Origin of the sequence: uncultured Methanobrevibacter sp. (genome assembly GCF_902764455.1) — an archaeon.
In the GTDB taxonomy this organism is placed as follows: Archaea; Methanobacteriota; Methanobacteria; order Methanobacteriales; family Methanobacteriaceae; genus Methanocatella.
On sequence record NZ_CACWVY010000007.1, the window covers coordinates 1 to 26,139 of the forward strand.

At 32.6% G+C, this 26,139-nt stretch carries 18 protein-coding genes; 6 read left to right on the plus strand and 12 right to left on the minus strand.

The window, feature by feature from the left end; translation table 11 throughout:
• Both QZU75_RS02630 and QZU75_RS02635 read right to left on the minus strand, forming a co-directional pair.
• The coding region (locus QZU75_RS02630) for a hypothetical protein (protein WP_296881396.1) at nt 1-7,034 on the minus strand (7,034 nt) is incomplete at its 3' end.
• A 452-nt stretch (nt 7,035-7,486) separates the two neighbouring features.
• The gene (locus QZU75_RS02635; protein ID WP_296881397.1) at nt 7,487-8,575 is read right to left on the minus strand and encodes a hypothetical protein; all 1,089 of its coding nucleotides are present in this window, start codon (nt 8,573-8,575) and stop codon (nt 7,487-7,489) included.
• A gap of 394 nt (nt 8,576-8,969) precedes the next feature.
• Here QZU75_RS02635 and QZU75_RS02640 point away from each other — a divergent pair, with 394 nt between their 5' ends.
• Nucleotides 8,970-10,082 carry a radical SAM protein gene (locus QZU75_RS02640; protein WP_296881398.1) on the plus strand — a complete coding sequence of 371 codons (1,113 nt, stop codon included), beginning with the start codon at nt 8,970-8,972 and terminating at the stop codon, nt 10,080-10,082.
• A 160-nt stretch (nt 10,083-10,242) separates the two neighbouring features.
• Here the strand turns inward: QZU75_RS02640 and QZU75_RS02645 are convergent, their stop codons facing one another.
• The 3 genes from QZU75_RS02645 to QZU75_RS02655 form a co-directional block, all read right to left on the minus strand.
• Complete coding sequence (locus tag QZU75_RS02645; RefSeq protein ID WP_296881399.1) at nt 10,243-10,860, minus strand: AAA family ATPase; 618 nt, start codon at nt 10,858-10,860, stop codon at nt 10,243-10,245.
• Nucleotides 10,860-11,639: a ParA family protein gene (locus QZU75_RS02650; protein WP_296881400.1), complete on the minus strand. Its 780-nt coding sequence runs from the start codon at nt 11,637-11,639 to the stop codon at nt 10,860-10,862. Before QZU75_RS02650 ends, QZU75_RS02645 begins: the two co-directional genes overlap by 1 nt.
• A 418-nt stretch (nt 11,640-12,057) precedes the next feature.
• Nucleotides 12,058-13,359 carry a TrpB-like pyridoxal phosphate-dependent enzyme gene (locus QZU75_RS02655; protein ID WP_296881401.1) on the minus strand — a complete coding sequence of 434 codons (1,302 nt, stop codon included), beginning with the start codon at nt 13,357-13,359 and terminating at the stop codon, nt 12,058-12,060.
• Nucleotides 13,360-13,449: 90 nt separating this feature from the next.
• Here QZU75_RS02655 and QZU75_RS02660 point away from each other — a divergent pair, with 90 nt between their 5' ends.
• Together QZU75_RS02660 and QZU75_RS02665 are read left to right on the plus strand one after the other, a co-directional pair.
• Nucleotides 13,450-14,478, plus strand: coding sequence for a DUF1786 domain-containing protein (locus QZU75_RS02660; RefSeq protein WP_296881402.1), 1,029 nt, complete (start codon nt 13,450-13,452; stop codon nt 14,476-14,478).
• Between the two features lie 5 nt (nt 14,479-14,483).
• On the plus strand, nt 14,484-15,143 hold the full coding sequence (locus tag QZU75_RS02665; protein ID WP_296881403.1) for a PHP domain-containing protein: 660 nt from the start codon (nt 14,484-14,486) through the stop codon (nt 15,141-15,143).
• A 6-nt stretch (nt 15,144-15,149) separates the two neighbouring features.
• On the opposite strand, the gene albA is transcribed toward QZU75_RS02665, so the two are convergent.
• From albA to QZU75_RS02695, 6 genes are all read right to left on the minus strand, one after another.
• Nucleotides 15,150-15,425 carry a DNA-binding protein Alba gene (gene albA, locus QZU75_RS02670; protein WP_296881404.1) on the minus strand — a complete coding sequence of 92 codons (276 nt, stop codon included), beginning with the start codon at nt 15,423-15,425 and terminating at the stop codon, nt 15,150-15,152.
• Between the two features lie 303 nt (nt 15,426-15,728).
• Nucleotides 15,729-17,261: a 2-isopropylmalate synthase gene (locus QZU75_RS02675; protein ID WP_296881405.1), complete on the minus strand. Its 1,533-nt coding sequence runs from the start codon at nt 17,259-17,261 to the stop codon at nt 15,729-15,731.
• Nucleotides 17,262-17,320: 59 nt separating this feature from the next.
• Nucleotides 17,321-18,526: a PQQ-binding-like beta-propeller repeat protein gene (locus tag QZU75_RS02680; protein WP_296881406.1), complete on the minus strand. Its 1,206-nt coding sequence runs from the start codon at nt 18,524-18,526 to the stop codon at nt 17,321-17,323.
• Between the two features lie 10 nt (nt 18,527-18,536).
• Nucleotides 18,537-19,691: an ABC transporter permease gene (locus tag QZU75_RS02685; RefSeq protein WP_296881407.1), complete on the minus strand. Its 1,155-nt coding sequence runs from the start codon at nt 19,689-19,691 to the stop codon at nt 18,537-18,539.
• On the minus strand, nt 19,678-20,727 hold the full coding sequence (locus QZU75_RS02690; RefSeq protein ID WP_296881408.1) for an ATP-binding cassette domain-containing protein: 1,050 nt from the start codon (nt 20,725-20,727) through the stop codon (nt 19,678-19,680). Before QZU75_RS02690 ends, QZU75_RS02685 begins: the two co-directional genes overlap by 14 nt.
• 2 nt (nt 20,728-20,729) lie before the next feature.
• Nucleotides 20,730-21,125, minus strand: coding sequence for a PadR family transcriptional regulator (locus tag QZU75_RS02695; protein WP_296881409.1), 396 nt, complete (start codon nt 21,123-21,125; stop codon nt 20,730-20,732).
• Nucleotides 21,126-21,226: 101 nt separating this feature from the next.
• Between QZU75_RS02695 and QZU75_RS02700 the strand changes: the two genes are divergently transcribed.
• On the plus strand, nt 21,227-21,907 hold the full coding sequence (locus QZU75_RS02700; RefSeq protein WP_296881410.1) for a sugar phosphate isomerase/epimerase family protein: 681 nt from the start codon (nt 21,227-21,229) through the stop codon (nt 21,905-21,907).
• A 74-nt stretch (nt 21,908-21,981) separates the two neighbouring features.
• Here QZU75_RS02700 and QZU75_RS02705 read toward each other — a convergent pair whose 3' ends face one another.
• Entirely contained in the window at nt 21,982-22,776 is a 795-nt protein-coding gene (locus QZU75_RS02705; protein WP_296881411.1) for an HAD family hydrolase, read from the minus strand.
• Between the two features lie 140 nt (nt 22,777-22,916).
• Here QZU75_RS02705 and QZU75_RS02710 point away from each other — a divergent pair, with 140 nt between their 5' ends.
• Nucleotides 22,917-24,590: a hypothetical protein gene (locus QZU75_RS02710; RefSeq protein WP_296881412.1), complete on the plus strand. Its 1,674-nt coding sequence runs from the start codon at nt 22,917-22,919 to the stop codon at nt 24,588-24,590.
• Between the two features lie 91 nt (nt 24,591-24,681).
• Nucleotides 24,682-26,052 carry an Asp-tRNA(Asn)/Glu-tRNA(Gln) amidotransferase subunit GatA gene (gatA, locus tag QZU75_RS02715; RefSeq protein WP_296881413.1) on the plus strand — a complete coding sequence of 457 codons (1,371 nt, stop codon included), beginning with the start codon at nt 24,682-24,684 and terminating at the stop codon, nt 26,050-26,052.
• The last annotated feature ends 87 nt before the right edge of the window (nt 26,053-26,139 follow it).

Here is a 26,139-nt window from a genome sequence, read left to right on the forward strand (position 1 = left end):
ACGTTTCTGATAGTTGCATTGGTAATGTTAACCTGAGTAGTAATTACTAAACTTGCAGAAGCACCATTAGCTAAGTCTCCAACAGTCCAAATACCAGTAGTAGAGTTATAATTACCATCAGATCCTTTAAAGATTAATCCGGCAGGTAATATATCAGTTACTCTGGTGTTTACAGCTGTGTCTGGACCTTTGTTGGTTACAGTAACAGTCCAAGTAATGACTTCACCAGTTTTTACAATTTGTTTTGAAACCAGTTTAACAACAACCAAATCAGCTCTAGGGCCTACATCTGTAGAATTGTTAGCTTCGTTGTTTGTTTTATTCGGATCATATACGTCATTGGTAACATTTACAATGTTGACTAAAGTTTTGTTGGTCACATCAACAAAAGTGGTCAAGTTCAAAGTTTGTGATTCGCCTTTAGCCAAGGATTTAATGTACCATGTCATGTCATTTTCATCGAATATTCCTTTAGTTTTTGAATACTCTGTTAATATTAAACCAGCAGGCAATTTGTCTCTTACATACACTTCCAATGCAGTGTCAGGACCCTTGTTGGTAACAACGATAGTCCAAGTAATTTCATCACCGAATTTAGGATTCTTATTGGATACCAATTTGATAATTTCCAAGTCCGCTTCAGGGTCTACATCAGTAGTGTTGTTAGCTTTGTTGTTTTCAGTATTGTTATCAGGAGTAGTGGAGTTTACTACAGCAACATTTGTAATAGTTGCATTGGTAATGTTTACAGTAGTAGTAATTACTAAACTTACAGATTTACCATTTGCTAAATCTCCAACAGTCCAAATACCAGTTGTTTTATCATAAGTACCATTAGAATTTTTAAAGATCAAACCATCAGGCAATTTATCAGTTACAGTTACATCTTTTGCATCACTAGGACCGTTGTTGAATACAGTAATAGTCCAGGTGATTTCTTCACCGAATTTAGGGTTTTTGTTTGATACAGTTTTAACAATTTCCAAATCAGCAACTACAATTACATCAACACTGTTCCAAGCTTTATTATTAGTATAATCTGAATCAGGTGTGGATGAATTTGTAAATACATTATTAACGATAGTAGTTTCAATTGTACTGTTTGCAATTGTTTCAAGAGTTAAACGACCATAATCACCAGTTGACATGTTTCCAATAGTCCAAATACCAGTAGTAGCATTATATTCATTACCAGTTCCAGATCTGCCACCACCTTTATTACTATTACCATAGAAAGTATAAGCTTTAACGAAAATTAACTCTTTAGGTAATTTATCTATAGCGTATGCATCAACTGCAACATCAGGACCAAGATTTTCCACATAGATTGTCCAATAAACTGTTTCACCTGAAACAACTACATCCGGGTTTACATATTTCTCAACTTTTAAATCAGCAATGTTTTCAACATCGATAGTGTCATTATCCTTATTGTTAGATTTGTTAGTATCATTGGTATCTGTGGTAACTTCTGCAACATTTGTAATGTTTTGACCGGACACATTAACTAAAGTGGTAATTAATAATGTTACATTATTATTAACAGGTAATGTTCCAATAGTCCAAATACCAGTAGAAGGATTATAATCACCGTTACTGTCATCACTAATCCAGACTAATCCTTTAGGCAATACATCATATACACGTGTATCAATTGCATCATCAGGACCATGATTTAAGACCGTGATATTCCATACAACTTTATCTCCTTTTTTAGGAGTTGCATTGGATACTGTTTTGATTACTTCCAAATCGGTTTGGTGACCTACATCGATAGTTGCATTATCTTCATTGTTTGTTAAGTCTGGGTCAGGAGTCTGTGAAGTTACATTTACAATGTTGGTAATAACAGCTTTTGATGCATCAACAGTGGTATTAATGTACAATACTCTGACTCCGCCTTTTTCAACGTTACCGATAGTCCATTCGCCAGTATTATGATTGTATGTACCATTACCCTTATGGCTTACATAAGTTAAATTAGCAGGCAATATATCAGTAGCGACAGCATTTATAGCAGTATCAGGACCAATATTTACTACTACAATAGTCCAAGTAATATTATCTCCTTTTTGAGGACTGTGATTATTTACAATTTTAACAACAGCCAAATCAGCCATTGGGTCAACATCAGTAGTGTTGTTAGCTTCGTTGTTTGAAGTGTCATTGTCCGGAGTATCGGAAGTTACTACAGCAACGTTAGTAATAGTTGCGTTAGTAATATTTACTCTGGTTTTGATTGTCAAAGTTACACTTGCATCGATTCCCAAATCACCAATTTGCCAGATTCCTTGAGTTGGATCATATAATCCAGGACCTTTGTGAGTTATATAAACTAATCCAGCAGGCAATTTATCGTTTACAACAACATTTCTTGCATTGTTTGGACCTTTATTGTGAACAGTTACAGTCCAGTCAATTTCATCACCGTATTTAGGAGTCTTGTTGGATACGAGTTTTGTAATTTCCAAATCAGCAATAGCCGGCACATCAATTGTTTCGTTGTCATAGTTGTTTGTTAAATCAGTATCATAGGTTGTAGTGGTAATGTTTACTTCATTAGTGATTTTACCAGTATCAACAACTTTAGTTGTAATATTCAAGGAATGTCTTTTACCAACATCCAAATTACCGACATTCCAGGTATTGGTAGTATGAGTGAATGTACCAATATCAGGAGCACTGTTTGAAACAAATTCCAAACCAGACGGCAATATGTCTCTAACTACAACATGTTCAGCCATATTAGGACCGTTATTTACAATAGTAATAGTCCAGACAACATTATCATATTTGTTTGGAGTTAGATTATTTACTTTTTTAACTACAGCAACATCAGCTTCAGGAGGCACAACAGTACCATTTTCAGCCTTGTTATTATATAATTTAGGGTCCTGTGTTGTTGAATTTACTGTTACAGTATTAATAATGGTTGCATCAGTTACAATGACTTTAGTGTAAACTTCCATGTATTGGGTTTCATTTACGGCCATATCTCCGATATCCCATCTTCCAGTAATTCCTGCATGAGAAATTTGTCCTTTAGATACATATGGCTGTCTTGTTTGAATTAATTGAGAAATAGGTAAATAATCAATTAAAACTACATTTTCAGCAACATTAGGACCATAATTGGTAACATAAATATACCAAGTTATTTCATCACCATAGTGGGAAGTCTGATTAGATACTATTTTAACTACGCCGACATCAGCTTCGGTTATAACTTCAGTATAATCATCATCATAATTGTTGTCTAAATCACGGTCATTGGAAGAGTTTACTGTAGCGTTATTTGAAATATATCCATCGTAAATTGTTACCCTAGTATTAATAATTAATGTAATGGATTCGCCGTCTTTTAACATGCCAATATTCCATCTACCAGTAACCGGATTATAGTCATTTGGTCTTGTTGAATTCTCGAATCTTAATCCGACAGGCAATTGATCAATTACGTATACATTTCTTGCATCATTAGGACCGTTATTTGTTACAGTAATATTCCAGGAGATTGTATCGCCGTGATAGGTTTTCCTGGTTGATACGGTTTTTTCAATAGTCACATCAGGATTGAAATAAACTGTATCATTGTCTTCATTGTTAGTTGGATTAGGGTCCGGAGTTGAAGAGTTAACAACAGCCACATTGGTAATGTTATGAGCGGAAATAGTTACTCTGGTTGGAATGGTTAAAGTTACAATTTCACCAACATCCATATTACCAATTGTCCAAACACCTCTAAGCCTATTATAATTTCCTTTAGATGCAATAGTAGTTCCATATATATCAAGGCCATTCGGCAAGACATCTCTAACATAAACGTCCATTGCTTTACTTGGACCGTCATTTTTAACGATAATAGTCCAATTAACCAGATCACCTTTATTTACATATTCAGATGAAGCTTCCTTAAATATACGTAAATCAGCACTGGAAGTAACATTAACTGTAGCGTTTACAGGAGGGTAATCCCAAACTCTAGCTGTATTGTTCCAGATACCGTCTTTCAATGCAAGTGCCTTAATAGTAATTTTAGCATGAGTTTTAGCAGAAATGTTGGTAATTTCCCAAACCTGTTGATCAGGATAACCAATATGATAAGTCAAAACTGCACCCTCTACTGTGGAATTAACATATCTGATTCCTTCAGGCAATACATCATATACTCTAACAGTCTCATTATAGAGAGTTGAACCGACATTATATATTCTAATATAATATTCAAGATATTCGCCAGCGGAAGTATTGGTAACATTAGCCTCTTTGGTGTAGTATAAATCTACATGAATGGTCTTGTTGTCCACATTGTTGGACATGTTCCAGTCCCTTTCATAACAGGTGACATTAACGACATTGTCAAAGGTACCGAGTTCAGTGGTTTTAACTGTCAATTTTAATGTTTCTGATCCTTCATGTTGTAAGAATCCAATATACCATTCATTGTTTACTGAATCATAACTACCTCTTGTAGCTGAAGCTGAAACAAATTTCAAGGATTTTGGAAGGATATCTTTTACTCTAACGTTTGTTGCATTTGTTCCAACACCATATACTCTGATAGTGAATATTGCATTTTCCCCAACAAAGTAAACATCCTTGTCACTTGTTTTTGTAACACTTACATCTACATGAGGATTAATTGTGAAAGTGGTGGAATTTTTAATATGTGTATAAATGTCATCATCAGGGTGTTCTGCGGTAACGTTATAAACTCCCGGATGGAATTGACGATCAGTCATGTTTTCCTTTTTAAGTGAAAGCAAAACATTACCAAATCTATTGGTTTTACCTTGATACTCATAGACCAAACCATTATTATAGGTTACATTAACTTTAATAACTTGGTCGTCCTCACGTGCATCCTGATAAAGATACTTACCGTCATGACTATTTTCAACACCATTCACAGGGTGAATTTCAGCGTCAGTGGTTGTTCTAATACCTGTCGGATAATGCTCATTAGGGTTTAATGTATATGTTACATTGTGGAAATAGACTTCATCAACAGTCCTATTATTATAAATAGCGTTAATGAGGTTGTCACCAGCTACAAGAGTAACATTTACTAAAACTTCCAAATCTTCATCCCAATAAGATTCAGGAGGTTTCGCTTCAGTAAATAAGAAATAACTCCATGCTTGGTTATTTTCAAAAGTATCATCATTTAAAATTAAATCATCACCGTTGTTGTAGATTGCAGAACCGTTACGTGCTGTATTATGTTTGAATTTAGAGTATGAAATTTCATTGTCCCTACCATTAATAAATATAGCACCACCTAATCCATAGTTCTGATCTGTTGAACTTGGTATAGCATGATTGTTTCTGAATTCTGAATTTAAGATTTTGGCATGACTGCCTATGGAGTGAATAGCTCCACCATGTCTTGATGCATTGTTATTTTCAAATTTGGAATTGTTCACATGTGAATAATCACCTTCCACATAAATTCCTGCACCGCCATGTGTTGCGTTGTTATTATAAAATTCAGAGTAATCACAGGTGAAATGGTCTCCTTCAATATAAACAGTACCAGTATCTGAATCATGATTAGTAAATTTTGAATGATCAACAGAAGCATTATCTCCTTTAACATAAATTGCAGCACCTTTTCCTCCATGTGCAAAGTTATCGTCAAAAATTGAATCTATTGCAGCAGCATTATCACCAGTAATGTGAACTGCACCACCTTCAGGAGCTTCATTGAAATAGAATTTTGAATTTAAAAATGTATTGTTATCACCACTAATGTGTACAGCTCCACCTTCTTCAGTTGCGTTATTATTTCTAAAAGTACAATTGTCGATAGTGATATTATGTCCATGGGTATTATTTCCATGAATAGCCTTAGGATAGTTAATTCCTCCAACCATAATACCTGCACCTTTTGTAGCGGTGTTGTTTATGAACACACAGTTTTTAACATCCATATTATTGTGAGAAAGACCTAATGCCCCACCTTCTGCTTTAGCATGACAGTTAATGAATTGACAATTTTCAATTATATATTTTTTATTTTCATTAAAGTCACCATGCGCATAAATTGCTCCACCAATCCATGCACTACAGTTAATAAAATTAGAATTGATTACTGTATTTTCCCCTTCTGCCATACATATTGCACCAGAGTGCTGATTGGATGAAGTGTTAATAAAGTTACAGTTATCCATTCTACTATTAATCATTACAGTAAACTGACCGGTATCTGTTTCATTTGTATCATCAGTGACTTTAGAATTAGTAAAGTTCACATTTGTTAAATTGGAATTTTTCAAATCCGCAACACATGTTCCGGAAATTATGTTATCATATTCTACATTAATAGCCTTAGAACTGGATAAAACTGAAAATATTCCTTTGAATACATTATTACTTGAATTTAAAAACTTTACATTTTCCAAAGTACAATTTACAAATGTAAATACCCTTCCATATCCAGGATTATTATAGTTAAAATTAATAAACTGAATATTTTTAAGGATAACATTATCATATCTTACCATTTCTTTAGATTGAATATCTCTCCCATCAATAGTACCATTTTGTATTGTAATTGCTTTAGTTGTAGGAAGATTGCTAGGACTTTTTCCAGTGTAAGTTAAACCATTTAAATCAATAATATCTCCAGTACTTGCTGAACTGATCGCCTGAGAAATATTATGGAAAGTAGTTCCTTTGGGAATAATAGGAGGATTAGCACCTAAAACATCTACATTGTTGGAAGCCCCTAATACAGGCCCTCCTTTTTTAGTCATTTTTAAAGATTCTTTTACGTTAGAATCAGTTACATTAATAATTTCATCTGAATTGGATGATATTTTCTCAACATTCGTATCATCTTCAGACGTCTCTAAATCACTTGTTCCAGCCTCCTGAACTGTTGAATCAGGAACTGAAACAACTTGTTCATGTGGAACTAGAGTTAAATCGCTTGAATCTGCAGTACCATTTTCAACTGCTGAAACAGATCCAACAGCAAAAACCATCGCAAATACTAAAGCGATTACTAAAAGTTTCGCATAAATTTTCATGTTTTTACCTCTCAAATGAATATTAAATTTTTCATTGTCTCGAAGAAAAACTTGCATACATATAATATATTAAAAATAGAATTGAATTGAAAGTCATGCATTTCTGCACTAATTAATATTATAAAACTTATAGTATATAAATGTTTGCAATTTTAGAAAAATTAATTATCAAACTGGATAAAAAAATTACTGAAAAATTGAACATAGCTCTCGCTACATATGATAAAAAAGAACCAATATAAAATATATTGTAAATAATAAATTTTCAAATATAATATATTAAATTAAAATAACTATTGTAAATCAGCCATATAAAAACCATTTAAGCGATCTAGAATAACTGACCTGATAATCACCATACCAATAAATTCCAACCCCAACCACATAAAATCATTTGAAATAATTTTAAACAATTGAATTGGACAGATTAGTTATTTAATCCAACGTATTAATTAGCTATCATTACCCCCGATAGCAGGGCAAAATTTTACATTATAATTATTACATGCTTTATTATATTCTACAAAACCTATTTTACACAAATCATCACCGGCAATAAAAGGATAACCACCAGCAAAAAAATACTCGACATTCAAAAAATCACCAGCAAAATATTCAACATATAAATTTCCAGAAAAAACATCACCAAAACATATTTCACAAAAATCCCCAGCAGCAATCAAAGGAAAACCACCAGCAAAAAAATACTCGACATTTAAAAAATTTCTAGAAAAAGCAGCATCAAAACAAGGATCAAAATTAGAAAAAGAAGGGTTAGTAATAACTATGATTATTCCATTTACATCACCAACTACAGAGTTGTCTATACTGTATGCAAAATCATTAGTTATTTTATTAATACAATCATTCAAACTGCAATCTAAATCAGCAATTTTTTGATTGTTCAAATAAGTTTGTATCTTCTCATTCGTTAAAAGAATATCTTTCAATTCTAAAACTTTATTTATATTATTTAAAGACGTCGTCGTCTCTTCTAAAGTAGTCGTTTCATAATTGAATAATTCTCTTATTATATTGTAATAATTTTCTGTTAAATCATTTGAAATAAAGAATGAACCTTGTACATCAACACTAACATCATCCAATGTTAAGTCATCATGGCTAATCTCATTACTATTATTATTGTATTTTACAATATTACCCAAGTCATTTGAAATCACTTCATTGAATTCAGCATCTTCTTCGGGAATATCATCATAATGAGTTACAACATCAGAATCTTCAATTGATTCTGGAACTTCGACAGCATCTTCGACCTCATAATGTGAATTTTGTATTTCATCCTCATATTCCTGAGTTTGATCTTCTACAAAATCTTCATCATGATATTGTTCAGACACGTCAACTTGAGTATCAACTTCTTCAAAGTTGTCATACTCTTCGACAATTATCTCTTCATCTGGATAATCATACTCTATATAAAAAGCATCTTCTGAATCCATAGCAGTAGCTACAGGAATCATTACTAAAATTAGCATAAATATTATGGATAATTTTAATATATCAGATTTCAAGTTCATTGTCGACACCTTTCATTTCATTCATTCTATATATTTAATAATTAATATTGTATAACAATATTTTTCTTGCATGTTACTCAAGTGGAGATACCACTTTCATAATAACAAATTTATTTTGAAATCTTTTAGTATATAAACTTATACAGTTTGGCAAAAAAAATTTTAAAAAATATACAGTTTGAGTCTATTTGATATTTTTTAGACGGAGTATTCAATTTAGCTATATGATGGATGTTATCAAAATATAACAATGTTAATTGAAAATCTTCAATGTTATGTTAAAAAAATATTACTGATACTGAAAATCATTTATTATAGTATAAAATATCGGAACCCTACAAAAAAATATATTGTAAAACTAATCATTATTTAATATAAGCTATTATAATATATTATGAGTACTTTAGAAAAGATGAAAATCCTAACAGATTCAGCACAATATGATCTTTGTGACTATGTCAGCCACAATAAAAGCTCTCAAATAAATCTGCCTGGGATTTATGAAGCCATCGGCCATAACGGATGTAAAATCCCTCTTTTTAAAACTCTATTAACAAATAAATGTAAAAATGACTGCAAATACTGTATTAATCAGTCAAAAAGAAACTTTACAAGGCTTGAACTGTCACCGGAAGAACTTGCCAGAGCATTTTTAGGATACTATAACAGAGGTCTTGTAAACGGACTTTTTTTAAGTTCAGGAATAACTGGTGATGTTGACTCCACAATGGAAAAACAGATTGAAACTGTTCAACTTCTTCGTAAAAAATATGGTTATGATGACTATATTCATCTCAAAGTTGTACCTGGTGCAAGTAAAGATTCTATCAGAAGGGCAATGGCACTTGCCAATAGGGTCAGCATAAACATTGAAGCGGCAACTCCATCCGGTCTTGCAGAACTTTCATCAACTAAAGACTACAATAAGGATATTTTAAGAAGGCTTTCATGGATAAATTCTCTACAGCACAAAAGTACAACATATCCAAATTCTACCCATACCACCCAACTGATTGTCGGTGCGAATGATGAAAGTGACAAGGAAATTCTCACTAGAATGGAAAAAATCTACAAAAAATCAGAACTAAAACGAACATATTTTTCAGCATTTACCCCAATCGAAGAAACAGAATTTTCAAATAAACAAGCCTGTTCTACTGATAGAACCTCCAAATTATATAATGCAGACAGTCTACTTAATGATTATCATTATAACGTTAAAGAACTTGTATTTGATGAAAATGACAAGTTGTCCCTTACACAGGATCCTAAAATTTTAGCTGCAAAAAATATGGATATATTCCCAGTAGAAATCAACTCCGCACCACTAATAGAACTTGTCAGAGTCCCTGGTATCGGTGTAAAATCAGCCCGTCAAATAATTTCTATTAGAAAAAAATCACCATTTAAAAATAAAGAGCAGCTTAGAAAATTAGGTGTTGTAGTGGATAGAGCTGAGCCATATATAAAAATAAGCGGACAATATCAGACTACCTTTGATTTTTAACATTATCCTTCGATTATTTACCAAATAAAAGAATCACCATATATGATAAATTGTCAATATATTCAGGATATTATAGAAAAAAATAAGGTTACAATATATTATAGAAAAAATATACAATCTATCATTTCAAGTGTAAAATTTACAATAAAAAAAAAGTATATTAAAACTCCTCAAATAATTTCCATATTTCAGGATATTTTTTGGAGACAGCCTCATCAATTAAGGTTGAGGCCTCTTTAGAAATACTGAATTCAGGCTCGGTTTTACGCAGGTACCTGAATACTGCTGATGATCTTGCAGACCAGAGTGTAATTCTAGGATTCTTATTAACAATTTCTTTAACTTCATCAACATGAGCAGTATCTATTTGTTTTTCTTGTGATTCTTGTACATTTCCTTCACTGCTGTCTTCGCCAGATATGTCCTCGGACTGCTCATCGCGCTCAACAGTTCCCTCTTGCTGATTTTCTTGTCTGATTTCTTCATCACTATCGGAATTAGTATCAGTCTCTTCCACATTTTTCTCATCCTCTAATTCTTCAAATATATTTTTTGGTTTTTCTTCTTCCTTTGGAGATTCCTCTGCCTTAGGTTCCTCATCCTTTGGAGAATCTTCTACCTTATCTTCTTCTTTTTTTGGAGATTCCTCTACCTGAGGTTCCTCATCCTTTTCATTTAGCATGTCCTCTAATGATGGAGTAGAATTACTGTCAAAATCTTCATCATAAAATTCAGGAATTAGAGAATCTAATCCTTTTCCGAGACCTTTACGAGGCATTATACATCCTCCTCATCACGTTTAAGGATTTCTTTTGCTAATTTTAAATAAGCTTTAGTTCCAGTACTGTCTGGATCATAAATTAAACATGGTTTACCAAAACTTGGTGCTTCAGCCAATCTGATGTTTCTTGGAATAATGGTTTTAAACAATAGATTACTTTCACTAAAGTGGTTTTTCAATTCTTTATGAACATCTTTACTCAATCTGGTTCTCTTATCATATAGAGTTAGGAGAATTCCTTTAATTGGGGTTGGACTTCTAAGTCTCTTTTCGACTAATTGAATTGTATTAATTAAATCAGCCACTCCTTCAAGCGCATAATACTCAGCTTGGATAGGTATTAAAACACTATCGGAAGCTACTAATGCATTGACTGTTATGACACCTAAAGAAGGAGGTAAATCGATGAAAACATAATCAAATAATGGGACTACATCCTTAAGAGTTTCCTTTAAAATTATATGATAATTTTCTCGTTTAGAAAGCTCCACACCAGCACCACTAAGGGATATATTACTTGGGATAATAAACAAATTTTTAATAAACGTAGGAATTGTTGCTTTTTTAATACTAATATCCCCAATGATGGCATCGTAGATTGTATTTTCTATTGTAGTTTTATCAATCCCAAAACTAGTTGTAGCATTAGCTTGAGGATCCATATCAACCACTAAAACAGACTTTCCCATCACTGCTAGAGATGTCGCAGTATTTACAACAGTAGTTGTCTTACCGCAACCCCCTTTCTGATTCATCACCGCAATTACTTCACTCATTAAAGAATTCTCCTATTTCTGATAAGTTTTAAGTTATCAGTTATGAATTATAACTTAAAAATTCTATATTTTAATGAATAACAATTAAGTTATTCAGTATAAGTTAAAAGAACTAAGTTATTACTTCTTAATTATAACTTAAAGGAAATAACTTCTAAGTTCTAACTTCTAAGGGATAGGAATTAAGTTTTAAGTTAAAACTTCAAAGTTATAAAAAATAAGTTTTAAGAAATAACTTATCATAACTAACTTTTAACATATAAGTTATATTTTATAACTTCTATCTTATAAATTATTCGTTTTCACATATAAGTTAACACTTAACACTTGCAAGTTATTAGTTATAAGTTATAACTAAAGAAAAAAAATTATAAGTTATAACTTATAAGTAAAAAAATATAAAAAAAATAAAGAAGGATTATTTAGCATTTTGCATTGTTCCTTCAAAATAGCTAGCATATCCTTTTAAGTCCAACATACCATGACCTGAGAAGTTAAGTACAATAGTTTTTTCTTCACCGGTTTGTTTGCATTTCAATGCTTCATCAATAGCAACTTTGATTGCATGTGTAGTTTCAGGAGCAGGTAATACACCTTCATTACGAGCAAAAGTAATTCCTGCTTCAAATACATCCCTTTGATGAGCAGATCTAGGTTCAATATATCCTTCCTTGGTTAATAAAGATACTTGAGGTGACATTCCATGATATCTTAATCCACCAGCATGAACAGAAGGAGCAACAAAGTCATGACCTAAAGTAAACATTTTAAGCATAGGAGTAAATCCGTTTACATCACCAAAGTCATATTCATAAGAACCTTCTGTTAATGTAGGACAAGCACTAGGTTCAACAGCAATAAACTGTGTATCACTATTTCCTTCAATCTTGTCTTTAATAAATGGGAACAAAGATCCAGCAAAGTTACTTCCACCGCCGGCACAGGCAATCATTACATCAGGAGTCTCTTCAGCAATTTCCAATTGTTTTTTAAGCTCCTGACCAATAACGGTTTGATGGAGCATGACCTGATTTAATACACTACCAAGAGTATATTTGACATCATCATTTTCTAATGCCTCTTCCATAGCTTCTGAAATAGCTACACCTAAAGAACCAGGGTGGTCCGGATTTTCTGCTAAAATCTGGCGTCCTACATTGGTATTTTCACTTGGTGAAGCATATACATTACCGTTATAGATTTGCATAATATTCTTACGGTCAGGTTTTTGATTAAAGGAAACTTTAACCATATATACTGTACAGTCTAAATCAAGCAAATTACATGCAAGAGACAAAGCAGTACCCCATTGGCCTGCACCGGTTTCTGTAGTTAATCTTTCTACACCTTCTTTTTTTGCAAAAAATGCTTGAGGAATTGCAGAATTTAACTTATGTGAACCCGTTGGTGAAGTATCTTCCCGTTTATAATAAATTTTGGCAGGAGTATTAAGGTATTCCTCCAATTTAGTAGCTCTAAATAATGGAGAAGGTCTGCCCATTTGCATATAAAGCTTACGTACTTCTTTAGGTATTTTAATATATCTTTCCTGGGAAAATTCCTGTTCCAATCCAGCTTTTGTAAAGGCTTTTTGAAGAGAAGCAATCTGATCTTTTCCTTCACTGTTGATTGGCATAGGAAGTTCTACAGGTAAATCAGCATTAATATTGTACCATTCTTTTGGCACTTCATTTGAGTTTAAGGTAATTTTGTAATCCATAATAATAATTACATTAATGTACTATATAAAACTTTGTTGTACAAATATGTACAGTTTAATTATTAATAATATAAGATACAATTTAAAATCATGAGAATTTTAGCAATTGATGTCGGAACAGGAACTCAGGATATAATGATTTATGACAGCGAAAAAGAACTGGAAAACGCAATAAAGTTAGTATTACCTTCTCCACATTTATTTGTATCCCAAAAAATAAGGGAAACAGAAAATGACATTTATTTCAAAGGAGAAATAATGGGTGGAGGAAAAATAAAAAATACAATCCTCGAACACATGGAAAAGGGATATGATGTGGTAATGCATCCAGTATGTGCCAGAACAATAAGGGACAATCTTGAACAGGTAAAGTCATTCGGAATCAAAATATCAGAAAACGAAAAAGACTTCAAAGATTATTCAAAAATAACATTGGGTGATATAAACATTACAAAATTATCACAGTTCCTTCTCGGATATGACCTTGAGTTTGATTTTGATAAAATTGCAATTGCAGTTCAAGACCACGGATACAATGAAAATATGGGAGACAGGGATTTCAGATTTGAAAAGATACGAGAAAAAGTATCAAAACCTATATCCCCACTTGAATTTGGCTTTACAGAAAACGTTCCGGAATACTTTACAAGAATGCATGCTGTAAAAAGACAAATTAAAAATGAAGGAATTGAAGATACACCAATGGTAATGGATACAAAGTTCGCATCAATAGCTGGAATGTGTTATGATGAATTGGCTGAAAAATTAAACAGCTTTATTGCAATAGACATAGGAAATGGCCATACAACAGCTGCATCAATTGAAAATGGAAAAATACAGGGAGTTTTTGAACATCACACTTCTAGTTTAACAGGGCAATCACTTGAAAGATATATAAAAAGACTTGCTTCAGGTGAAATTACACATGAAGAAGTATATAATGACCATGGTCATGGCGCACATGTATTAAATCCTATTTCAAAAATAGAAAAAGTTATTGTAAGCGGACCTAAAAGAGAATTAATAGAAAAAACAAATCTTGACTGGCATCATGCAGCTCCTGGAGGAGACGTGATGATGACAGGAACCGTCGGATTGATAAAAACAATTATGGGATAAATAAAATGTTAAAAATGGATTCACATATTCACAGCGAATATTCACCAGACTCATCATCTAAGATAGATGATATTTTAGATGTTGCAAGAAAAAAAGAAATCGACATAATTGCCATAAGTGATCATAATACTGTTGATGGAACAAGTGAAGTTATGAAAAAAACTAGAAATACAGATATACTTGCCATACCATCTATAGAAATTTCTTCAACACTAGGCCATATTCTTGGTTTTGGGTGTGAGGAAAATATACCTCGTGACCTATCACCTGAAGAAACAATAGATAAAATTCATGATTTAGGAGGTATTGCAATAATACCTCATCCATACTGCTTTTATAGACATGGTCTTCTGTGTAAAAGTGACTATAAAGATTTAAAAATTGATGCAATTGAGACAAAAAATGCAAGATTTATTGTAGGATATTGCAATAACAAAGCAAAAAAATTATCAAAAAGAGAAAATTTACCTGGACTGGGTGCAAGTGATGCACACTACTGGAAATTCGTGGGAGACTGTTATAGTAAAATAGACTGCGAAAAAGATATAGACAGTGTAATAAAAGCAATATTAAAAGGAAAAGTAGAAGCACAAGGAAAAGGTACTTCAAATATTTTACTTTCAAAGTATCTTTTCGAAAGAAGAGTATTAAAGAAATTTGATTAAAAAGAGTTATTCCCTCTTTTCAATTAAAATTTCTATAATAGACACATTTGTTTTTTCGTGGTTATAGTTTTCAATTTCTTCTGTAGAAATTTGAATATCTGTAACTTCTGAATTTGGAACAAACCTATTTCTGACAATTTCAGCAGCATCGACAGCTCTACTGATAGCTTTACCTCTAGCTCTTAAAAGAACACTATCTGAACCATCATTGAATTGAGTTACAACTGCTAAAACATAATTCATAACAGGTTTACTTCCAACAAAAATTGTATTTGTTTCCATTATATTTCACCATATAAAATATATTGTAATTAATGTATATAAAATTTTACATTATTTAAACTAAACAAAAAAATAAAATTATTTAATATATTAAAATATTAATAAAATTTAAAATTATTAAAATAATCATTGTATAAAAAAATAAAAAAAAATAAAAAAGTTATAAAAAAAATAGATTAATAAAAAATTTTATAAATAATGTATAAAAAAATTAGAATAAAAATGGAAAAAATATAAAATTTATAAAAATGTTTAAACAGTAGTTATATTATAAAAAAATATGTGTAAAAAATTATAAAAAAATTATTGTGTTCTTTGAATTAACAATAATTTATTGATGGAATCAAGAACAGCCAAAATACTTGCCATAACTATATCCTGATTTGTTGACCGGCCGGTAGATTTGTTACCATGAGAATCTGAACTAACAACAAAAACTTCCGCAAGAGCATCTGTACCTCCGGTAATAGCTTCAAGATTATATTCTTCTAGTTCCATATCTATATCCTCTTGAATAAGCTCACGAACAGCACTTAAAGCAGCATCAACAGGACCAACACCGGTTTGAGCAGTTTCCTTTTCAACACCATCAATTTCAAGCTTTACCGTTGCGGTTGGAGAAACATTTGCACCCATAGATATACTCATTCCTTTAATTATTATAGGAGTTTCACGAGCTGATGCAAGTTCTGTAATAGCAATTGAAACCAAATCGTCATCAGTTACACATTTACCGCTGTCACCAAGAGATTTAATCTGAGAAAATACAGAATCAAATTGATCATCATTTAAATCTATGTGATATTCCTTAAGTTTGGATTTTAATGAATTGGCACCGGTGTGTTTACCTAAAACAATACGTCTTGAATGACCAACCATCTCAGGAGACATTGGTTCATAAGTAGAGGAATTGTTTAAAATTCCGTGAACATGAATACCGGATTCATGAGCAAAAGCATTATCTCCTACAATCGGTTTATTGACTGGCATTTTAACACCTGTTAGGCGACCGACAAGATTTGACAGACTGTATAATCTGGTAGTGTCTAGACCCAAATCTATACCGTATGCAACTTTCAAAGTCATCACCAGCTCTTCAAGAGAACAGTTTCCGGTTCTCTCACCCAATCCGTTGACAGTAACATGTGCCTGGTCTGCACCACATTCAATAGCTGCCAATGAATTTGCTGTGGCTAAACCAAAGTCATTGTGAAAATGGACACTTATAGGAGTTTTTAACTTATTCTTTAAATCTGTTATTAATTCACGTGATTCAAGAGGAGTTAACACGCCGACAGTGTCAGGTACATCCAAAAAATCGGCTTTGGCATCAGAAACTTGAGAAAATATTTCTAATAAAAAATCCCTTTCTGTTCTAGTGGCATCTTCCGCTGAAAATTCAACTGTCAAACCATGGTCTTTTGCATATTCAACTGCACTTACGGCACTGTCTATAATTTCCTCTTTACTTTTCTTAAGTTTAAAGTCACGATGCAATGGAGAAGTACCTATAAATGTATGAATGTATCCCAAATCTGAATCTAAAACAGCATCAATGTCATTTTTAAGTGAACGTGCAAGACCTACTAGGGTAGATTGTAAATCCAAATCATTTATTTTTCTTGCAGATTCTATTTCGCCATTTGAAGAGGCTGGAAACCCAACTTCTATTTTATCAACACCTAAATTGTTAAGTTTTTGGGCTATTTGGATTTTTTCATCAACAGTTAGAGCAACACCGGGTGTCTGCTCACCATCTCTTAAAGTGGTATCAAAAATATAAATCTTATCAGCAAAGTTCATATTTTCTATGTTAAACATTTCTTTATATTGCATCGTATCACAATCTCTAATTTAAAAATATAACCTTATATTATTATCGTTAAAGATAGAAATTACTTTCTACCTTTAACCTTACGCAGTAACACAACAGCTACAATAATAACTATAATTAAAATTGCAATAGAATAATATAGTTGAACTGAAGCAGGTGTTTCATATTTTTCTATATTGAGAGAATAAACCTGACCGGAGTCATCTCCAAATAACAAACTGTTGCCATTAATTACAGCTGAAGAGGTAATAGCCGAATTGAACAAAATAGTTCCAGGATTATATGTAAATTCTTGAAGACCTGTGTATTTATTTAACACATAGAAATTACCGTTGTTGGCACCGAAAGCTATTAAGTTGCCTTTTAAAGCAGGAGTGGATTGAATTTGTGAACCTGTAGAAAAGCTCCATTTAATTTTACCGTCACGAATATCAAGACATGTCAGATTACCCTCATCAGAACCAATATATACGCTGTTGTCATGTTCATCTAAGGTCGGTGAGGAGATGACTTTATTGTTAAGGTCAACTTTCCATTTTAATTCACCTTCAGAAGTGTTTAAGCAGTATATGTTTCCGTCACTGGAACCGAAAATAACTGTATCATTAACATAGGTAGGTGAAGATAAAATTTCATCACCGGTTGTGAAATCCCAATTAGTGTCTTTATCTGTTTCAACACTGTACAGCTTGGAATTTGTAGATCCTATATAAATTGTATCATTCACAACAATAGGTGAGGATTTAAGTTTGCCGTCTAGTTTCTTGTTTAATTCTACACTGCCGTCTTTTTTATCCAAACCGTATAAATGACCGTCATCACATCCAAAGTAAACTACATCATCATAGAAAAATGGGGTTGACTGGACATTATTACAGTCATATTTCCATGCAATTTCATGATTGTTAATGTTAATGGATTTAAGACCATCTTCACAACCGATATACAGTCTGTTGGAATTTACAATAGGAGATGAATTTGTTGGAGATTTCAAATCCAAATCCCATTCTTCCTTACCGGTCTGCATATCAATGGACTTTAAAATTCCTTCTGCAGATACAACATAAATATGATCCTTGTATATCGCAGGAGATGAATGTACAGGAGATCCCATACTAAATGTCCAAAGATTAGTGACGAAATCTGAACCTTCCTCTCTAAAAGCGTTATGGTCAACTCCCCCTGCAAATGAATCCCAATCTGCAGCAGCTATTGGAGACAAACACAAAAGACAAATTACAAAAGCAATAATTAATTTTTTATACATAATAAACCTCCTATACATCCCTGTTAAATCGTTTTACACCTATTATAAAGAATAAAACAGTAAACCCTATTAAAATTACTAAATCAACCCAGACATCACCTAATGTTTGTCCTTTAAGCATGACACCTCTCATTGCATCATTCAAATATGTCAATGGGAAAATATAAGCCAATTTTTGTAAAATCCACGGCATTGTTTCAATCGGATAAAATACTCCTGAAACAAACATCATAGGCATTGAAAACGGAAGTGAAATTTGAGCATAATCCTCCTGTGTAGAGGTTCTTGCGGAAAGCATTATTCCAAATCCGACAAAACATAAAGCTCCGATTACAAGAACAATAAATGTTCTTAGGAATCCTCCCTTAATACTTACACTGAACAATATTACAGCCATGAATATTAATATCAAAGCTCTTACCAGCTCAATTAGTAATTTCGCTGCAATCTTTCCACCAATTACTGTAGCGACTGATGTTGGAGTCATAAAGAGTCTTGCAAGTTCTCCAGTTTCACGTTCACCAGCAATAGTAGCTCCCATTCCCATCATACAACTCATCATGATTGTCATTCCTAAAATAGCAGGAACCAAAAAGTCAATATATTTTATATTTCCATAGATTCTGTTGATATGAAGGGAAATATCATCCTTAAAGTTATCGAGGGAATGGCCTAGGGAAGGAGTTATATTTGCATCCTGAGTTGACACGCTTGTTTGTGAAGCAACCATATTGGACAATCTGTAAAATATTCCCTGAGTTGAAGATTCAAGAATTTGAGATGCCATCTGATCTGAGGAATCCAAATACAGCGTTACACTTTTCTGCTGCGAAGAATTTGAATCGTAATCTGAAGGCAGTATTATAGCCGCCTTGACTTCTCCCGAATCAACTCGGGCCTTTCCATCACTTATACTATCCATCACCTCAACTACATGATATGTTTCTGTTGATTTGATGGTGTTTAAAGTTAAATCTGTTAAATCACCATGGTCCTGTGAAACGACAACAATCGGAAGGTCTGTCATTTCACCTCCCATTCCATATCCGAAAAGTAAAATCATGATTATTGGAAATGCCAAAATAGATACTAATCTGGCAGGGTGCCTTTTAAGTGAAATCAATTCCTTTTTGATCATCCACCAGAATTTTTTAGGCTCTATCATCTTCTAACACCTCGGATGTTGATTTTATAAATACATCTTCCAAAGAAGGTTCTTCAGTAAATATTGACTTAATAATACCTCCTGAAGATATTATAACATTCAAAACATTTTGAACAGCCATATCATCAAAGCTATCAACCCTTAAATTGATACGGCCATTATGTGCTACTTCAATACTTTTAACATCATCTGACTGCCTTATAGCTTCTATAATATTATCATCCTGATTGGATAGAAGTACAGACATCTTTTTCATACTAAGGTTTTCCAAATCCTCTGTTGTAGATGTTGAAACTTCATTCTCTTCGGAAACTTTAGTTAAAGCGTCTTCAAGTTCATGTTTGTTGCTTTCCAAAAGAGAATCCTTAAGACCCTGAGGAGTATCATAAGCAACAAGATTACCAGTATTGATGATTCCCACATTGTCACAAAGCATGTCCACTTCATGCATATCATGGGAACATAAAATTATTGTATGTCCATTGTCATTCAATTCCCTGATTAAATCCCAGAGTGTACGTTTTGTTGTCGGATCAAGACCTATAGTAGGTTCATCCAAAAATAAAATTTCAGGTCTGTGAACGAGACTTGCAACAAGTGATGCCTTTTGTTTTTGGCCTCCTGAAAGCTGACCGACACGTTTATCCTTGGCATATTTAATGTCAACCAGTTCCATCAAATCCTCAATACGGGAATCTCTTTCGTTTGGATCAACTCCATAGTAATCTGCACACAACTGTGAATTTTCCATAACGGTTAAATCTTTATAGAGGCTAACCTGTTGCGGAACCATACCCAAAAGGTTTCTGACTTCATCAGGATTTTTCTGAACATCGTATCCGCCGACGAATGCCTGACCCGAAGTAGGCTGTATTAAACAGGTTAGCATTTTAATTGTTGTGGTTTTACCTGCTCCGTTAGGACCCAGCATTCCAAAAATTGTTTTATCCGGAATTTCCAAATTCAGAGAATTAACGGCTTTGAAGTTATTGTTGTAAACTTTTGTTAAGTTTTTAGTTTCAATTGCGTTTTTCATAATTAAATCTCCAAACCAGTCATATCTTTAAAAAAGGCCTGCCATGAAGGATTATTTAAAATATTATTTATGTGAATCTGAATTTCTTTTAAAAAGTCATTTCCCTCATCTGTTATTGAGTAATATTTGACCCTTTTATTGTTTTCATTTACTTTCCACTCCCCAACAATAAATCCTCTTTTTTCCATTTCAGATAAAATAGGATATATCCTGCTGGAATTAACATTAATATCACATTTGGAATCTTTCAAGTTAAAAAATTCATCCAACCTTTTCATGATTCCATACCCATGGATAGATTCCTTTGAAATAATCCATAGGATTAAATTATGTATAATTCCATTTGAGAAGTTTTTGAATATTTTCTTATGTGAATCATTGAATTTTTCGTCAGTCATATTTCACCATATGTCAAAATTTGATATATGTAAACATTTAATATATTATTAAGTACTAATATATAAATATGAAACTGGGTTTTACTACACTGGCTTTATTTATGGAACCTAACAATGACATCATCGATTTAGCTAAAAAACATGGATTTGAAATAATTGAAATACTTGCAGAAGGTCCTTTTTTTGAAAAAGACAATGGTGAATTTAAAGATTGCGGTCTGGACATTAGAATGCATGCTGCAACAGTGGACATTAACATCGCAAGTTTAAACCAGGGAATAAGAGCTGAAAGTGTAAGGCAAATGATTCATTGCGGGCATTATGCAGAAAGCATCAATGCAAATACAATAACTGTCCATCCGGGAATAATAGGCAGAAATGAACCGCACCTTAGAAAATGGGCACTGGAAATGTCAATTGAAAGTATTGGACAAATAATAGACAACACTAACGTTGAGATTTCAGTTGAAAATATGCCTGTTCGTGGAAAATTCCTGGCAAATACAGTTGAAGAACTTGAAATGATTCAGGAAGCTACAGGTTGCAGCCTGACAATTGATACAGGTCATGGAAATACTTGCGGAAACCTTGAGGAAATGCTTTCTCTAAAAAATATAAGTTACTGTCACTTGAATGATAATGATGGAGTTAAAGACCAGCACATCACCTTAGGCGAAGGTACACTTGATTTAAATTTACTTAAAAAAATCGATACGGCAATTATAGAGCTGAATAACTTCGACAATATTCTTAAAAGCAAAGAGGTTATTGATAACTTATAATTTATAATTATTTTTTTATCAGTTATTAGTTATAAGTTATAACTTATAAGTTAAAAGTTATAAAAAAATAAGGGTTAAAAATCAATATTTGTAACCTCAAAAATATCATCAATAACATAATCTGTCTTATCCATCATCTTTGGAGAGACTTCTTCCTGCTGTTCAATAGTTAAAACACTAACATCAGCCTCATTAAAAGCTAATAAATCATTCAAACCGTCTCCAACCATCATGACTTTATAACCACCCTCCTTAAGAATTGAAACAACTTCACATTTGCCACTTGTAGAAACTGATCCGAATGCATTGTCTTCAGGTACATCCAATAAATTAGCTAATTTGTTAATAGCCCCTTTTCTGTCACCTGATGCTATAAATATTTCAATTCCCCTTGATTTAAGAATTTCAACTGTTTCAAAAACCCTTGGAAAAAATTTACCTGCAGAAGTTATTGTATATGCAACCTGACCCAAATCCATATCAACAATCAAAGCAGACCCGTTGCACAGTTCCATGTGAGGTATTTTTTCACTTAAAATATCAAAACCGTCTGTAATATCTGAAATAGTAGATGTGATTTCATTGTCAAGAATTTCCTTTACTTCTGCCTTTGAAACCTGCCGAGTTGAAAAGCTGACATCGAAATCTATATTATATTCCTTAATGACATCTGAAATTAATGTATCCTGGTCCAGTTTTAAAAGTTTATTTGTATTGAACTGAAGTACAACCAAAGCCAAGGATTCAGCTGCATCAATCAAATCCAGAGAATTTATGTCAGTGAAAATATTGCCACTTAAAACATCTTTAATAACCCTGTATCTTTCAATCAATGTTCCTGAATTGTCAAATACAACCGCTTTTTTCATACTATCACCTGAAAATTAATTTAAATTTTAAAATTTATTCTTTATAAAGTTATCAATTAATTATTAAAATGAAAAAAGAGACTGCAAAATTACAAAAAAACAATCTATGTTTAAATAATTAATAAAATATATTTAATAGCATGATAAGAAAAACCAAATTAATTTTAATTTCAACAATACTACTATTCTTGGTTGTTGGTGCAGTATCGGCAAGTGATGATAACACAACCGATATCATCCAAAAAAATTTTGATGATGCACCAATATCACTACAAGATTCAATGGAAGAAAAATCTGATGATAATGTTTTAAAAACAGCTGTTGATGAGGACAACAGTTTATCATCCATCGTTAATGATACAAGTGTTAGTGTAGAAAACAATGATGTATTAAATGCTGCTAAAAGCAAAACAAATTTAAAAATTACAACAAATACAAATCTGTTAAAAACCGGAGACACATATAACTTATATTTAACTGATTTAAAAGGAAACGGAATAACAAATAAAGAACTGACCATAAAATATGATGAAAAAACCTACAAAAAAACAACCGGAACAAGCGGTGAATTTTCTATTCCAGTTACTTCAAAGTCATATTCAAATTCAATGGAAATTTCTTTTGGCGGTGATGACAAGTATAACAAACTTACACAAACAATTAACTTCTATGTTAGCAACTCATTTTCAATAGATATTGGAAACAATAAACTGCTTACCAAAGGTTTTCTTAGAATATATTTAAAAGGCTCTAAAGACAGCATTTCCGAAAAAACAATCAAAATAAAAATCGGGAACAAAGTATACACAAAGAAAACTACCACCGAAGGTTTTGTAATAATAAAACCTCTTTTAAGCAAAGGACAATATGAAGTGGAGGTAACTTACGGAAAATATAACGTTTCCAAAAAAATCAACTGTATTGCAGGCGACGTTAAAAATCCAATGAAAAACTACATTCCGCTAAAAAATGGAGTACCTGACATTGACAGAATGCCTGCAAACTATGTAATGGGAGATGAAGATGCAAAATATACCCTTACAAAAGACCAGTATAGAGAAGTAATGAAAAGAGACAGCTACTGTTTATATTTAAACGGCAAAATGTCAAAATACACATTCTTCAAAACTAACGAGTCAAGTAAATTTCACATTCTAAAACGTGAAAAATGGAATGTTATTGAAAGAGCATTTTATATAAAAGTTGTCAAAAAGAATCAGTATAACTATTGGCCTTCAAAAATCACTGCAAATTTAAAAGGAAAATCATATACCTATCCTGAAGTTCGTGATTATCAAAATACAGGCTATACCTGCGGACCAACATCAGCAAGTGTTTGTACTCAGGTATTAAAAAATTACTATTCTGAAAAATACTTCCAGGTAAAGGCACATGTAACAAATGGAGTTAATATTCCAGTTTTAAAAGCTGCAATTGACAGCCATAATTTCAAATCTTATTACTACTACGGCAGCACATTAAACAGTGCAATTAAAGAATTGAGAAAAGGCGCTGCATTAATAGCTTTCCTGCCTGGTCATTACATAGCAATAATAGATATTAGTCCAGACGGCAAGAAAATTTTGGTCAGTAACTCATACGGCAGCTATGATGTCGGATCAGGCAAAGTTCCAACCAACTGGGTATCAGTCAGCTACTTCAAAACCAGATTTGCAGACATTGGACTAGTCATAAAAAATAAGTATAATCTTAAAAGCAGTGTAAAAACACAAACCAACAATTTCTATAAAAGCATGGGAACAAACTGGATTAGACAAAATACCAATGAAAGAATTCCTGACATAGGAGTTTAACATCGTGTTAAAATTATACAAAAAAAACAAGTTTATAAACCTTGAAAAATAAAGTATTAATATTATAATTTATGATTATTAAGGTGTTTTAATGAACGTTATTGAAAAGTTAAACTCCATAAAAAATGGAGAAATGACAGCTAAAGAAAATGTAGAAAGCTTCATTAAAGTTATCGATGAAAATAACGAAAGCATTAATGCATTTATTGAATTAAACTATGAAAATGCATTAAAACAAGCTGAAGCTATAGATGAAAAAATAGCAAATGGTGAAGACGTTGGTGCTTTAGCTGGATTAGTATTTGGTATAAAAGCAAACATTAATGTTGAAGATTTGATTATTTCAGCAGCTTCCAAAACCTTAGAAGACTACTACGGAAGCTATAATGCAACTGTCGTTAATGAAATTTTAGCTGAAGATGGAATAATCATCGGTATTTTAAATATGGATGAATTCGCAGCAGGAAGTTCAACAGAAACTTCCTACTATGGACCTACCCAAAACCCGGCTGCAATGGGTAGAATCCCAGGAGGTTCAAGTGGCGGATGTGCAGCAGCTATTGCAGCTGAAATGTGTGATATATCTATCGGTTCCGATACTGGAGGATCCATAAGAAATCCTGCTTCCCATTGTGGTGTAGTCGGATTTAAACCTACCTACGGTGCAGTTTCAAGACAGGGTTTACTTGACCTTTCAATGAGTTTAGACCAAATAGGTCCGTTAGCTAATGATGTAAGCGGTATTGCAATAGCATTAAACACTATTGCAAAATATGACGAAACAGAATGTACCACCCTTGACTGGGAAAAACCAGATTTCACAGAAGTACTTGAAGATACATCACTTGAAGGCATGAAAATTGCAGTATGTAAGGAATTCATTGACGTTACCGATGAAGAAATCAACAAAACCGTGAACAAAGCAATCAACAAACTGGTTGATGCCGGCGCTGAACTTGTTGAAGTAAGCTTTGATTACATTGACTTATGTTTACCTACATATTACCTAATTAACTATGTGGAATTCTTCTCTGCAACAAGAAAGTATGACGGAAGAGACTATGGTTCCAGAATCGAAGAGGTTTGCGGTGATGAAGTATTAAGAAGAATCAAAATAGGTTCTCACATTGCTGAAGCAGAATTCAGTGGTAAATATTACAAACAAGCTTTAAAAGCAAGATCTGTAATTAGAGGAGAAATAACTTCAATGCTTGAAAATGTTGATTTGATTGTAGGACCTACAGTTCCTAAACTTCCTCACGAAATCGGCCAAGATTTGGAACCTATGGAAATGTATGCTTACGATATCTTAACAGTTATTGCTAACCTTGCAGGAATTCCGGCAGCAAGCATACCTGCAGGTAAAGTGGATGGCATCCCTGTAGGTTTACAAATACAAGCTAAACCATTAGATGACTTAAAAATCATTAAAGCTATGAGTGTTTTCGAAAACACTCAATAATTTCTTTTTTTTATGAAAAATTTTACACTTGAAATACACCTCTAAAATATATATTAAAAAAATACAATAGATTATCAAGAGAGGTAT

Coding starts and splice junctions, on each gene's coding strand:
- QZU75_RS02635 (WP_296881397.1), bottom strand. CDS start 8,575: ATGAACTTGAAATCTGATATATTAAAATTATCCATAATATTTATGCTA.
- QZU75_RS02640 (WP_296881398.1), top strand. CDS start 8,970: ATGAGTACTTTAGAAAAGATGAAAATCCTAACAGATTCAGCACAATAT.
- QZU75_RS02645 (WP_296881399.1), bottom strand. CDS start 10,860: ATGCCTCGTAAAGGTCTCGGAAAAGGATTAGATTCTCTAATTCCTGAA.
- QZU75_RS02650 (WP_296881400.1), bottom strand. CDS start 11,639: ATGAGTGAAGTAATTGCGGTGATGAATCAGAAAGGGGGTTGCGGTAAG.
- QZU75_RS02655 (WP_296881401.1), bottom strand. CDS start 13,359: ATGGATTACAAAATTACCTTAAACTCAAATGAAGTGCCAAAAGAATGG.
- QZU75_RS02660 (WP_296881402.1), top strand. CDS start 13,450: ATGAGAATTTTAGCAATTGATGTCGGAACAGGAACTCAGGATATAATG.
- QZU75_RS02665 (WP_296881403.1), top strand. CDS start 14,484: ATGTTAAAAATGGATTCACATATTCACAGCGAATATTCACCAGACTCA.
- albA (WP_296881404.1), bottom strand. CDS start 15,425: ATGGAAACAAATACAATTTTTGTTGGAAGTAAACCTGTTATGAATTAT.
- QZU75_RS02675 (WP_296881405.1), bottom strand. CDS start 17,261: ATGCAATATAAAGAAATGTTTAACATAGAAAATATGAACTTTGCTGAT.
- QZU75_RS02680 (WP_296881406.1), bottom strand. CDS start 18,526: ATGTATAAAAAATTAATTATTGCTTTTGTAATTTGTCTTTTGTGTTTG.
- QZU75_RS02685 (WP_296881407.1), bottom strand. CDS start 19,691: ATGATAGAGCCTAAAAAATTCTGGTGGATGATCAAAAAGGAATTGATT.
- QZU75_RS02690 (WP_296881408.1), bottom strand. CDS start 20,727: ATGAAAAACGCAATTGAAACTAAAAACTTAACAAAAGTTTACAACAAT.
- QZU75_RS02695 (WP_296881409.1), bottom strand. CDS start 21,125: ATGACTGACGAAAAATTCAATGATTCACATAAGAAAATATTCAAAAAC.
- QZU75_RS02700 (WP_296881410.1), top strand. CDS start 21,227: ATGGAACCTAACAATGACATCATCGATTTAGCTAAAAAACATGGATTT.
- QZU75_RS02705 (WP_296881411.1), bottom strand. CDS start 22,776: ATGAAAAAAGCGGTTGTATTTGACAATTCAGGAACATTGATTGAAAGA.
- QZU75_RS02710 (WP_296881412.1), top strand. CDS start 22,917: ATGATAAGAAAAACCAAATTAATTTTAATTTCAACAATACTACTATTC.
- gatA (WP_296881413.1), top strand. CDS start 24,682: ATGAACGTTATTGAAAAGTTAAACTCCATAAAAAATGGAGAAATGACA.